At 74.2% G+C, this 11,935-nt stretch carries 11 protein-coding genes and 1 other RNA gene; 7 read left to right on the top strand and 5 right to left on the bottom strand.

What is annotated here, in order from left to right:
• The first annotated feature begins 7 nt into the window (after nucleotides 1–7).
• The 5 genes from ACI780_RS01750 to ssrA all read left to right on the top strand — a co-directional run bounded on the left by ACI780_RS01750 (nucleotide 8) and on the right by ssrA (nucleotide 5,060).
• Nucleotides 8–892 (top strand): SCO6745 family protein, encoded by an 885-nt coding sequence (locus ACI780_RS01750; RefSeq protein WP_457000535.1) that lies wholly within the window; start codon nucleotides 8–10, stop codon nucleotides 890–892.
• Nucleotides 889–1,422, top strand: a complete 534-nt coding sequence (locus ACI780_RS01755) for a carboxymuconolactone decarboxylase family protein (RefSeq protein ID WP_457000536.1) — start codon at nucleotides 889–891, stop codon at nucleotides 1,420–1,422. Before ACI780_RS01750 ends, ACI780_RS01755 begins: the two co-directional genes overlap by 4 nt.
• 45 nt (nucleotides 1,423–1,467) lie before the next feature.
• Nucleotides 1,468–3,081 carry an SLC13 family permease gene (locus ACI780_RS01760; RefSeq protein ID WP_457000537.1) on the top strand — a complete coding sequence of 538 codons (1,614 nt, stop codon included), beginning with the start codon at nucleotides 1,468–1,470 and terminating at the stop codon, nucleotides 3,079–3,081.
• A gap of 300 nt (nucleotides 3,082–3,381) precedes the next feature.
• Nucleotides 3,382–4,521 (top strand): magnesium and cobalt transport protein CorA, encoded by a 1,140-nt coding sequence (locus ACI780_RS01765; RefSeq protein WP_456869734.1) that lies wholly within the window; start codon nucleotides 3,382–3,384, stop codon nucleotides 4,519–4,521.
• Nucleotides 4,522–4,684: 163 nt separating this feature from the next.
• Nucleotides 4,685–5,060, top strand: a transfer-messenger RNA (tmRNA) gene (gene ssrA / locus ACI780_RS01770).
• 48 nt (nucleotides 5,061–5,108) lie between these two features.
• On the opposite strand, the gene ACI780_RS01775 is transcribed toward ssrA, so the two are convergent.
• Nucleotides 5,109–5,720 (bottom strand): GNAT family N-acetyltransferase, encoded by a 612-nt coding sequence (locus ACI780_RS01775; RefSeq protein ID WP_457000538.1) that lies wholly within the window; start codon nucleotides 5,718–5,720, stop codon nucleotides 5,109–5,111.
• A gap of 152 nt (nucleotides 5,721–5,872) precedes the next feature.
• Here ACI780_RS01775 and ACI780_RS01780 point away from each other — a divergent pair, with 152 nt between their 5' ends.
• Nucleotides 5,873–6,940: an alpha/beta fold hydrolase gene (locus ACI780_RS01780; protein WP_457000539.1), complete on the top strand. Its 1,068-nt coding sequence runs from the start codon at nucleotides 5,873–5,875 to the stop codon at nucleotides 6,938–6,940.
• 39 nt (nucleotides 6,941–6,979) lie between these two features.
• Here ACI780_RS01780 and ACI780_RS01785 read toward each other — a convergent pair whose 3' ends face one another.
• Together ACI780_RS01785 and ACI780_RS01790 are read right to left on the bottom strand one after the other, a co-directional pair.
• On the bottom strand, nucleotides 6,980–8,113 hold the full coding sequence (locus ACI780_RS01785; RefSeq protein WP_457000540.1) for a hypothetical protein: 1,134 nt from the start codon (nucleotides 8,111–8,113) through the stop codon (nucleotides 6,980–6,982).
• A 169-nt stretch (nucleotides 8,114–8,282) separates the two neighbouring features.
• On the bottom strand, nucleotides 8,283–8,666 hold the full coding sequence (locus ACI780_RS01790; RefSeq protein WP_456869738.1) for a YybH family protein: 384 nt from the start codon (nucleotides 8,664–8,666) through the stop codon (nucleotides 8,283–8,285).
• A 147-nt stretch (nucleotides 8,667–8,813) separates the two neighbouring features.
• On the opposite strand from ACI780_RS01790, the gene ACI780_RS01795 reads away from it, so the two are divergent.
• Nucleotides 8,814–8,990, top strand: coding sequence for a hypothetical protein (locus ACI780_RS01795; RefSeq protein ID WP_456869739.1), 177 nt, complete (start codon nucleotides 8,814–8,816; stop codon nucleotides 8,988–8,990).
• Between the two features lie 19 nt (nucleotides 8,991–9,009).
• Here ACI780_RS01795 and ACI780_RS01800 read toward each other — a convergent pair whose 3' ends face one another.
• Together ACI780_RS01800 and ACI780_RS01805 are read right to left on the bottom strand one after the other, a co-directional pair.
• Nucleotides 9,010–10,053, bottom strand: coding sequence for a potassium channel family protein (locus tag ACI780_RS01800; RefSeq protein ID WP_456869740.1), 1,044 nt, complete (start codon nucleotides 10,051–10,053; stop codon nucleotides 9,010–9,012).
• Between the two features lie 83 nt (nucleotides 10,054–10,136).
• Nucleotides 10,137–11,879: a class I adenylate-forming enzyme family protein gene (locus tag ACI780_RS01805; RefSeq protein ID WP_457000541.1), complete on the bottom strand. Its 1,743-nt coding sequence runs from the start codon at nucleotides 11,877–11,879 to the stop codon at nucleotides 10,137–10,139.
• Nucleotides 11,880–11,935 lie beyond the last annotated feature (56 nt).

Genomic DNA, 11,935 nt, shown 5'->3' on the forward strand with positions numbered 1-11,935 from the left:
CGCCGGCATGGTCAGCGCCGATCCCACCGTGCCCGCCCTCGACCCGGCGGTGGTGGGCCGGTCGTACCGCTCCCTCGCGCCGCTGCACGACCACGTGTACTTCGTGCCCGAGACCGAGCAGCACCTGACGGCGGTCGGCCTGCGCCCGGGCCGGATGGTCTACTTCGCCGGCCGCGCGGCCCCGATGGGCGCCGTCGGCCCCGGGGTGGTGACGGCGACGTTCTCCAACTTCTCCCCGGCGATCGTGGCCCGGCACGTGCCGCGGGCGTGGACGCTGGCCACCCCGGAGCAGGTCGTCGCGGCCCGGCTCACCGCCGCCCGCGCCTCGCTGACCCGGCTGCTCGGCGGGGAGGAGGCCACGGCCGCGCCGGAGGTCGCCGAGCTCTCCGGCCTGCTGGCCGAGGCGTGCGAGGGGCTTCCCGCCGAGGGCCGGCCGCTCTACGCCGGCCACGCCGACCTCCCCTGGCCGGAGGACCCGGTCGGCCGTCTGTGGCACGCCGCGACGCTGCTGCGCGAGTGGCGCGGCGACGTGCACGTGGCCGTGCTGGTGCGTGCCGGCCTGTCCGGGCTGGAGGCGTTGATCACCCACACCGCCACCGGCCGCGGCTTCCTGCCTGCCTGGGCCAGGGCCACCCGCGGCTGGACCGACGAGGAGTGGGCCGCCGGGCTCACCCGGTTGGCCGATCGTGGCCTGCTCGACGGCGAGCAGCTCACCGACGCCGGGCGCCGGCTGCGAGCCGACGTCGAGGCCGAGACCGACGCGCTGTCCACCGCGCCGTGGGCGCACCTGGGCCCCGAGCGGACCGCCCGGGTGATCGAGCTGGGCAAGCGGTTGTCGACCACCGTCGTCGGCAACGGCGCCTATCCCTCCGGCATGTTCGCCGGCCGGTGAGCCCCCGTCTCCCCGAGGCCGCGGACGACGGGCCGACCGCCGAGCTGCTGCGCGGCCGCCGGGAGGGCGTGCTGACCACCCTCGACCGGCTGCTGCTGCACAGCCCGCCGGTGGCCGAGGGCTGGAACGCGCTGCTGGGCGCGCTGCGCCGCGGCACCACGCTCGCCGACGACCTGCGCGAGCTGGTGGTGCTGCGGGTCGCCGTCCTCACCGGGGCGGGGTTCCCGTGGGCCGCGCACGAGCCCATCGCCCGCCGCGCGGGGCTCACCGACGAGCAGCTCGAGGCACTGCGGGCCGAGGACGCCGCCGCCGAGCCGGGGTGGACGCCCGTGCAGGCCGCCGTCCTGGCCTTCACCGACGCCTCGGCCCGCGCCGTCACCGTGCCCGACGACGTGTTCGACGCCGTGCGCGCGCACCTCGACGACCGGCAGGTGGTGGAGCTCGCCGTGCTGGTCGGCGGGTACGGGATGGTCGCCCGCTTCCTCGTGGCGTTCGACGTGCCACTGCCCGGCGGCGAGGTGCCCGGCTGACCGGTCCTCCCTATGGTGTGGTTCACACCATCCGGGGGAGGCGTCATGGCCACGATCGAGCGCCCGGGCCAGCCGGGACAGCGCACCGACGTCGACGCCGCGTTCCGCGGCTCGGCCACCTACCGCAGCCTGGGGGAGCAGCGGCTCAGCCCGGCCGAGGAGCGCTTCGAGAAGGGCCGGCGCACGGTCGGGCTCTTCCTCGCCCCGGTCGTGACGATCGTCTTCGCCCTGCTGCCGCTGGACCTGCCGCGCGACCAGCACCTGCTCGCCGCGATCCTGCTCGGCGTCATCGTCCTGTGGATCACCGAGCCGGTGCCGATCCCGGTCGGCGGTCTCATCGGCGTCGGGGCGATCGTCGTCCTCGGGGTGGTGCCGGCCGACGACGCCGTCGCCCCCTTCGGGTCGACGACGGTGTTCACGTTCATCGGCGCGTTCATCCTCGCCGCGGCGATGCTCAAGCACGGCGTGGCCCGGCGGTTCGCGATGGCCATCCTGTCGATGCGCTGGGTCGGCGGCTCGACCGCGCGGGTGGTCATCGCCTTCGGGCTGATCACCGCCCTGCTGTCGGCGTTCGTCTCCAACACCGCCACCGTCGCGATGCTGCTGCCCACCGCGATCGGCATCCTGTCGGTGATCGCCAAGCTGCTGCAGGACAAGGGGCTCGTCGCCCCCGACTTCGACCCGCTGCGGCTGCGGGTGGGCGTCGCGCTGATGCTCATGCTGGCCTACGGCGCCAGCGTCGGCGGGCTGATCACCCCGGTCGGCACCCCGCCGAACCTCATCGGCCGCGGGCTGATCGAGGAGGCCACGGGGGAGCGCATCGGGTTCCTGCAGTGGATGCTCATGGCCCTGCCGATCTGCGCGCTGATGTTCGTGGCGCTGGCCGCCGTCCTGCTGCTGCTCAACCGGCCCGAGATCAAGCGGATCGAGGGCGTGCACGAGTACGTGCGGGCCGAGCGGGCCGAGCTCGGCCCGGTCTCCCGCGCGGAGAAGAACACGCTGGTCGCCTTCGGCATCACCGTGGCGCTGTGGATCTTCCCCGGCGTCATCGCGCTGACCGCCGGCACCGAGTCCGACCTGTACACGACGATCAGCGACCGCATCGACGAGGGCATCGTCGCCGTCCTCGGGGCCTCGCTGCTGTTCCTGCTGCCCACCGACTGGAAGAGCCGGGAGTTCACCCTCAACTGGTCCGACGCCGCGAAGATCGACTGGGGCACGATCCTGCTGTTCGGCACCGGGATCATCTTCGGGTCGCTGCTGGCCGACACCGGCCTGGCCGAGACCATCGGCAACGCCTCGGCCGACACCCTCGGGCTGACGAGCACCTTCGCGATCACGGTCTTCGCGGTGGTCCTGGCGATCATCATCTCGGAGACCACGTCGAACACCGCGTCCGCGGCGGTGGTGGTGCCGATCATCATCCCGGTGGCGGTGGCCGCGGGGATCAACCCGTTCGTGCCGGCGCTCGCCGCGACGTTCGCGGCGTCCTTCGGGTTCATGCTGCCGGTGTCCACGCCGCAGAACGCCATCGTCTACGGGTCCGGCGTCGTGCCGATCACGAAGATGATCCGGTCCGGGATCTCCTTCGACGTCCTCGGCGCGCTGCTGATCGTCCTGCTGCTGCCGCTGATGGTGGGCCTGGTCCTGGACGTGTGAGCCGGCGGCCGCCCCCCGGGTGAACGGAGGGGGAACTCACCCTCTCGGGGAGCCCGTGCCGCCGCGGTCGTGTCACGATGGACGACGGCCCGCGCGACGGGCACCGGCCGACGGGGAGGGAGGGCGAGCGCGTGCGCAGCGAACCGCCCAGTCCCAGTCCCGAGGCCCTCCCCACCGCTTGCTGAAGGACCCCGCTGCCCCCGACCGCTCGCACGCTCGCGGCGGGCCCCTGCAGCGGGGCCGCGCACGGGAGGGCCTCCGCTGAGTCCTGCCACCCAGCGTCCCCCGGGAGCCCCCGCCATGGCCGACCGTCGCCTCGCGCCCCTCACCGCCCTGTCCACCCTGGGCCGCCGCCCGCGCCCGCCGGTGCTGCGCCCCGCGCCGCCCGTGCCGGCGCCGGTGCCGCCGGTGCGGCAGTCGCGGCTGGTCGACAACGCCGTCTACGCCGGGGGCCGGCGCATCGCCACGCCGTCGTCGGCGGAGGAGAGCCACGACTGGCTGACGGAGGGCTTCGACGACCGGCTGGTGTGGTTGGGCCTCTACCGGCCCGAGCCCGCCGAGCTGGGGGAGCTCGCCGAGCAGTACGGGCTGCCCGAGCTGGCCGTCGAGGACGCCATCCAGGCCCACCAGCGGCCGAAGTTCGAGCGCTACGGCGACACGCTGTTCGTCGTCCTCAAGGCCGCCCGGTACCTCGACGCGACCGAGGAGGTGGAGTTCGGCGAGCTGCACCTGTTCCTCGGGGAGCAGTTCGCGGTCACCGTCCGGCACGCCGAGTCACCCGACCTCGCCCGCGTGCGCCGGCGGCTGGAGAGCGAGCCGGCGCTGCTGGCCAAGGGCAGCGAGGCGGTGCTCTACGCGATCCTCGACGCCGTCGTCGACGGGTACTCCCCGGTGGTCGCGGGCCTGGCCAACGACATCGACGAGATCGAGACCGAGGTCTTCCGCGGCGACCCGGGCGTCTCCCGGCGCATCTACGAGCTGTCGCAGGAGGTGCTGGAGTTCCAGCGGGCCGCGCAGCCGCTGACCGGCATCCTCGCCGCGATCACCGCCGGGTTCGACAAGTACGGCGTCGACGAGGACCTGCGCAGCTACCTGCGCGACGTCGCCGACCACGTCACCCAGGTCACCGAGCGCATCGAGGCCTTCCGGCTGCAGCTGCGCGACATCCTCACCGTGAACGCGACCCTGGTGGCGCAGCGGCAGAACGACGAGATCCGCGAGCTGACCGAGGCCTCGATCGCGCAGGGCGAGGAGGTCAAGAAGATCTCCGCGTGGGCGGCCATCCTGTTCGCCCCGACGCTGGTGGGCACGGTGTACGGGATGAACTTCCGGGACATGCCCGAGCTGTCGTGGCACCTGGGCTACCCGTTCGCGCTGGTGCTGATGCTGGGCGTGAGCCTGACCCTGTACGCGGTGTTCAAGCGCCGCGACTGGATCTGAGGCGCTGCCGCTGTTGCCGCTACCGAGTCGATCATCGGATGCGTGCACGACGACACGCCGTCGCCCGGCGTGTCACGCGGCACGCAGCCGATGATCGACGTGCCGGGACGCAGGGGGAACAACGCGGTGGCCGCCCCGGTTAAGATGGGTGCACAACTACACAGGGGGTGAATGGTCTCGACTGCGGTCGGGTGACCAGGGGAAGCGAGCCGAGGAAGCCGACGATGAGCTCGTTAACCACGCGTCGGGAACAACACAAGCGCCGACTCCAGTCGCGCTGACTTCGCTCTCGCTGCCTGAGTAGCTAGAGCGGGTCTGTCAGCCCGGGTTTCGTCATCGGCCCGGTGTCTGGCATCAGCTAGATGACTCACCGTGCGTGCCGGTCACGGGCGCACACGGGACACCTCACAGTGACTGGGCCCGTCATCCCGTCTCGTCCGTGAGATCGGGAGGGTCGAGCAGAGACGCAGCGGACTGCGCTCGGAGAAGCCCTGGTGATGCGTCGCAGGACGCGGGTTCGATTCCCGCCACCTCCACCCCTCGTCGAGAGCCCCGCCCGGACCCCGTCCGGGCGGGGCTCTCGCGCGTCAGGCGGGGTCCCGCCACATGGGGAACACCGGCGGCGCGGGGGCGGGCAGCGGCAGCGGCTCCCGGTCGGCGAAGCCCAGCCGGGCGTAGAGCCCGCGGCTGCGCTCGCACGTCGCCTCCAGGTAGGCGGGCAGTCCCTCGCGGTCGCACTCATCCAGCACCGGCCGCAGGAGCGCGCTGCCCAGCCCCTGACCCTGCCGGCCCGGGACGACGCCCACGTACAGCAGGTACCAGTGGTCCGGCAGCTCGAGGTGGTGCGCGTCCATGACGGTGCGGATCCGCACGCCCAGCGGGGCCTCCCGGGCGAAGGCGGCCACCGCGGCCGGCCCCTGCACGACGTCCTCCCAGGTGGTGCTCGCCCACCGGCCCGGCGGGAACCACACCGCCCCTGCTGCCCCGTCGTCGGTCATCCACGTGCCGCCGCGCCGCTCGCTGCGGGCCACCTCGAGACGGAACAGCAGCCGCATCCGGGCGTCCCGGGCCCGCGCCCCCGGAGGGAACGCGGCGGTGAAGACCGGGTCGTCGGAGAAGGCCGCGGCGAGCAGCGCCGCCAGCGGCCGGCGGTCGGCCCGCGTCGCCCGCCGGACAGCGGAGCGAGTGTCACCCGACATGGCCGGCATGCTCCCCACCCCCGGCCCGGCACGCCAGGTGCGGAGGTCCCGGGCGACGGAGCGGACGCACTCGTTCCCGCCCGGCTCTCGCGCGTCGGCCGTCGGGACGCCAGAGTGACCGGGGTCACCACCTGCCGAGACGAGGAGCCCCCGTGATCGAGAACCCGTTCTACACACGCGAGGTGCAGGGCGCCTACCACCTGCACTCGCTGGGCGGCTTCGACCTCGAGGAGGGCGGCCACATCCCCGACCTGCAGATGGCCTACGCCACCTACGGGGAGCTCAACGAGGCCAAGGACAACGCCGTCCTGATCCCCACCTGGTTCAGCGGCACCCACGCCACCTGGGAGCAGGTCTACATCGGCCCCGGCCGCGCCCTGGACCCCTCCCGCTGGTTCATCGTGGTGATCAACCAGATCGGCAACGGGCTGTGCACCTCCCCGCACAACGCCGACGGCGACATCGCGATGTCGGGGTTCCCGCACGTCCGCATCGGCGACGACGTCCGCGCGCAGCAGCAGCTGGCCGCGGAGCTGTTCGGCATCGAGCGGTGGGCGCTGGTCGTCGGCGGCTCCATGGGCGCCCAGCAGACCTACGAGTGGGCGGTGCGGTTCCCCGAGCGGGTGCTGCGCGCCGCGCCCATCGCCGGCACCGCGCAGAACACCCCGCACGACTTCCTGTTCACCCAGACGCTGATGGACGCCATCACCTCCGACCCCGGCTGGAACGGCGGGGAGTACCGCTCGCACACCGACGTCGCCGACGGGCTGCGCCGGCACGCCGACATCTGGGCGGTGCTGGGGCTGTCGACCGAGTTCTGGAAGACGGAGTTCTGGCGGACCATCGAGCTGCCCGACGTCACGTGGTCGACCTTCGAGGAGTTCCAGGAGCGGTTCGTCCGCGCGGTCTTCCTCGCGATGGACCCCAACGCGCTGCTGAGCATGGCCTGGAAGTGGCAGCGCGGCGACGTCGCCCGGCACACCGGCGGCGACCTCGCCGCGGCGCTGGGCCGGATCACCGCGAGGACCTTCGTCATGCCGATCGACGAGGACATGTTCTTCCCCGTCCGCGACTGCGCCGCCGAGCAGGCCCTGGTCCCCGGCAGCGAGCTGCGGGTGCTGCCGAGCATCGCCGGCCACTTCGGGCTCTTCGGCTTCGAGAAGACCTACCTCGACGAGGTCGACCGCAACCTCGGCGAGCTCCTCGAGACCCCGGTCTGACACGGGGGGCGGCTCCCCGGCCGGGAGCCGCCCCCGCCGTCAGTCCCGCGGCGGGACCAGCCGCCGCGGCACGCAGGAGTTGGTCAGCTCCTCCCCGGCGAGCTGCGGGTAGGTGGCGGCGCACCACGCCTCGACGTCGGCCCGGCTGCCGGCGCCCACGTCGACCACGGTCATCCAGAACGGGTCGCCGTCGGCGGTGCGGGCGTTCCGGCCGAAGTCGGTGCCGTGCAGCGTGAGGACGGCGGCCGGGTCGCCCACCGTGGCCAGCGCCGCCCGGTTCTCGGCCAGGATGTCGACGGCGCGGAAGGTGTGCGTGCCGTTCTGCGCGACCTGCAGCGGGTCGACGATCCCGACGTCCTTCGACGCCAGCTGGGCCACCCACCGGCCATCGGTGGCCAGCCGCGCGAGCGACTCCTGCCGCAGCACGGCGAGCTCGGCCAGCGCCCGCTCCTCGGCGCCGGCCGCCGGGGTGTCGGGCTGCTCCTGCGGCTGGGCCGCCGTGCCGGGACCGGGCGCCGGCTGCTCCTGGCCCGGGCCGCACGCGGGCGCGCCGGCCGGCCCGGGGTCGGGCGTGCACGGCCCCTGGTCCACCCGTGCCGCCGTGCCGGTCCACCACGAGGTCAACCCCAGCGCGCCGGCCCACGACAGCGAGACGTGCACGTGGTCGGTGTGCGGGTTCGGCCCGGTGTAGGGCTGCCACCCGCCCCGGGACGGCGACCAGATCTCGCGGTCCCAGATGACGTACATGACGCCGAGTCGCCGGGCGGCGGAGGCGGGTTCGCCGTCCGGCCCGGGTGCGGCCAGCCAGCCGACGAAGGCCCGCGCCACCGCGGCGTCGTCGGGGTCGGTCGCGTCGAGCATCCAGTCGAGGGCGCGGCCCTCCTTGTGCTCGCTGGTCCCGCCGGCCGCGCAGTCGCGCGAGATGCCGACGCTGCCGGTGGCGTAGTGGTCGAGCAGCGCGTCGGCGAGCGCGCGGGTGCCCGGCTTGGCGGCGGGGTCGCAGACGGCCTGGGCGACGTAGGGAGCCGGCGCCTCGACGGGGACCGGGGCCGGTGCCGGGGCGGCCGGGCCGTCGACGGCGGCGGAGGCGGGCGCGGGCAGCAGCAGCGCGCCGGCCAGGACGAGGGGGAGGGTGAGGAGGGCGCGGCAGCGGGGGAGCGGGGTCGGACGCACGGCGTCCTCCACGGGTCGGAGCGGCCGGGGCGCCCATCCCACGGCGCCGGTGCCGCGGCGGTCCACCCCCTCCGCACCACCGGCGTTCCGGCACCGGCGTGTCCGGCGGCCGGACGGCGTGGCGGCGACCGAGCGGGTGGGGTCGGCAGCGCGCCGTCCGCGCCGGGGCTCAGGCCGGGTCCGACGGCAGCGAGTGGTGCTCGTGGGTGATCAGCCAGCGCCCGTCCACCCGCCGCAGGCCCACGGTGAGCCGCACGTCGAACCCCTCACCGCCGGCCGGTCCCACCCGCAGCAGCCCGTGCGCGTAGGCGACGTCCTCCCCGGCGACGACGGTCAGCCCGGAGACGTCGAACTGCCCCTGACCCTGCGCGTCCCAGAACGGCCGCCACTGGTCGAGGTAGTCGGCCGTCCCGCTCACCGTCATCGGCGGCACGACGTCGAAGAGCACGACGTCGCCGGTGTGCACGGCCACCACCGCGTCGACGTCGGCCACGCGGACCGCGCGGGCCCAGGCCTCGAGCACCTGGCGCACGGTGAGCTCGGCGGCGGTCATGGGTTCCCCTCTCCTCGGCTACCCGGGGCCGACCGCAGCACGCCGCGGTCGGCGTCGCACCCCCTCGGAGGGGTGAGGGCACCCGTCCGGCTGCACTCCCGGGCCGCCGGTGCCGATCTCCTGGTCACGGACGACAGGAGGATCCCCGTGAACCCCATCGCGTGCCGCGCCGTGGCGCAGGCCGGTCTCGTCGCGGCCACCGCCTCCGCCGACGACGAGCGACCCTGGCCGCTGCTGCTGGTCGCCGGCTGGCACACCACCGCCGCCGACCTCGTGCTCGCCGACGCCCGGCTGGCCGCGGAGGTCGCCGCGCTGCCGGTCTGACGGCCCCGGCGCGGCCCGGCTACGGGGTGCGTGCGTAGTGGCCGGTGGGCCCGTGCGAGCGGACCACGACCAGCACGTCCTCGCTCTGCAGCGTGCCGATGAGGGGGTCGTCGAAGCGCAGGGTCCGCCCGCCGCGGGTCACCGACAGCACGATGTCGCGCAGGTCGCGGGGGCCCAGGCCCACCTCCCCGGCGGTGACCTCCCGCTGCGACAGGTCCAGCCCCTGCCCGCCGGTGAGCAGGTCCTCGACCACCGACACCACCCGCGGGCTGTCGGTGGACAGGCCCAGCAGCCGGCCCGACGTCGCCGAGGTGGTGATGACGGTGTCGGCGCCGGACTGCCGCAGCAGCTGGGCGTTCTCCTCCTCGCGGACGCTGGTGGTGATCGGCACGCTGTGGTTGAGCTGGCGCACGGTCAGGGTGATGAGCACCGAGGCGTCGTCACGGTTGGCCGCCACGATGACCGCCCGCGCGCGCTCCACGTGGGCCCGGCGCAGCACCTCGGTGCGCCCGGCGTCGCCGACGATCCCGGTCAGGCCGATGGAGTTGGCCTCGTCGATGGCCCGCTGGTCGGAGTCGACGACGACGATGTTCTCCAGCGGCGTGCCGGTGGCCTGCAACGAGCGGATGGCGCTGCGGCCCTTGGTGCCGTAGCCGCACACGATGACGTGCTGGCGCACGCGGGACCTCCAACGACGGATCCGGAACTCCTCGCGCGAGCGCGTGGTGAGCGCCTCGAGCGTGGTGCCGATGAGGACGATCAGGAACAGCACGCGCAGCGGCGTGATGACCAGGAAGTTGACCAGGCGCGCCTGGTCGGTGACCGGGGTGATGTCGCCGTACCCGGTGGTCGAGAGGGTGACGGTCGCGTAGTAGGCCGCGTCGAGCAGCGAGACGCCGCCGGTCGAGTCCAGGTCGCGGTAGCCGTCGCGGTCGACGTAGACCAGCACGACGGTCAGCACGAAGACGACCAGCGCGAACAGCAGCCGCTGGCTCACCTGCCGCGTGGGGGACGGCTCGACGTGCGCCAGCCGCACGCCCGCGTGGTCGGTGTCGCCGTTCACCCGCCGGACGATAGTGAGCCGACGGCCCCGGCGCGTGGCGCCGCACCCCTCGGGGGTGAGGCCGGGGGTGCGGCGCTCCCGGGTCAGCCGCCGGTGGCCTCCCGCTCCCGCGCGGCCAGCTCCCGCTTGAGGACCTTGCCCGCCGCCGACACCGGGATGGCGTCGATGAACACGACGTCGCGCAGCCGCTTGTAGGGGGTGACCCGGTCGTTGACCGCGGCCATCACCGACTCGGGCGTCAGTCCCCGCCCGGCGTCGTCGTCGCGGCGGACGACGTAGGCCACCGGCAGCTCACCGGCCGTCTCGTCGGGCCGGCCGACGACGGCGGCGCCGGCCACCCCCGGGACGCCGAAGAGGATCTCCTCCAGCTCCCGCGGGAACACGTTGTAGCCCTTGTAGAGCAGCATGTCCTTGGTGCGGTCGACGATCGACAGGTAGCCGTCCTCGTCGAGCACCCCGACGTCGCCGCTGTGGAACCAGCCGTCGGCGTCGATGGACTCCGCGGTCGCCTCGGGCCGGTGGGCGTAGCCGCGCATGACCTGCGGGCCGCGGATGCACACCTCGCCGCGCTCGCCGGCCGGCAGCGCGTCGCCGCCGCCGAGCGGGCGGATGGAGATCTCGGTGTCGAAGATCGGCACCCCGACCGTGCCGGCCTTGCGGGTGCCCGAGCGGAACGACGGGTTGCCGGTGGCCATCATGGTGACCTCGGTCAGCCCGTAGCCCTCGCCGATGACGGCGTCGGGCAGCAGCGCCTGCAGCCGCTCGATCAGCGGGACCGGCAGCGGTGCGGCGCCGCTGGAGATCCCGCGCACGGAGGAGAGGTCGGCGTCGTCGATGCCGGGCACCTGCAGCAGCGCCACGAACACCGGCGGGGCACCGCCGATGCTGGTCACCCGGTACCGGACGGCGTCCTCGACGTACTTCACCGGGTCGAAGCGCATGTGGATGACCGTCGTCGTCCCGGCCATGACCATGCCGTTGAGGTAGCCGATCGCCCCCATGGCGTGGAACCACGGGGTGAGGTTGACCAGGCGGCCCCCGCCGAGCCGGATCGGGTACTCGTCCTCGCCGAGCACCTGCCGGAGGGTGACGTCGCCGGCCTCGTCGAGCTCGGGCACCGACCCGGAGGTCCAGCACGCCGACTGCAGCACGTTGGTGACGACGTTGCGGTGCGGCAGCTCCACGCCCTTGCTCACGCCGGTGGTGCCACCGGTGTAGGCCAGGTGCGCGAGGTCGGCGGCCGGGTCGACGCCGGCGTCGAGGTGGCGGTCGGTGGGGTCGGCGGCCAGCAGGTCGGCGAGGTCGACGTCGCCGTCGTCGAGGCCCGGCAGCCGGGCGCCGAAGTCGAGGGTGTGCGCCTCGCCGGTCACGACGACGGTCCGCACCGGCGTGGCCGCCAGCGCGGAGCGCACGAAGGGCAGCACCTGGTCCCAGGTGACGAGCACCGTGGCGCCGGCGTCGGTGAGCTGCGCGGCGAGGTCGGCGGCCGGCAGCAGCGGGTTGGTGGGGGAGAAGACCGCGCCGGCCATGACCACGCCGTAGTAGACGGCCGGGTACTGGCGGCAGTTCGGGATGTGCACCGCCACCACGTCCCCGCGGCCCACGCCGTGCTCGGCGAGCCAGTTGGCGACCGCGGCGGCCCGCGCGCCGAGCTCGTCGAAGGAGAGCTCGACGTCGTGGTCGACGAACGCCGTCCGGCTGCCCCAGCGGCGCACCGCCGCGCGCAGGATCGACCCGACCGGCACCGCCGGGTACTCCAGCGAGCGCGGCAGCCCGGGCGGCCAGCTCGCGGCGGTGGGAGCAGTCGCGGGCTGGGTGGCGGTCATGCGGGTCCTCTCGGTCCGGTTTCCGGGTGGCGACAGCGTGGCCCAGGTCACAAGCG

This window comes from Geodermatophilus sp. SYSU D00814, assembly GCF_054050055.1.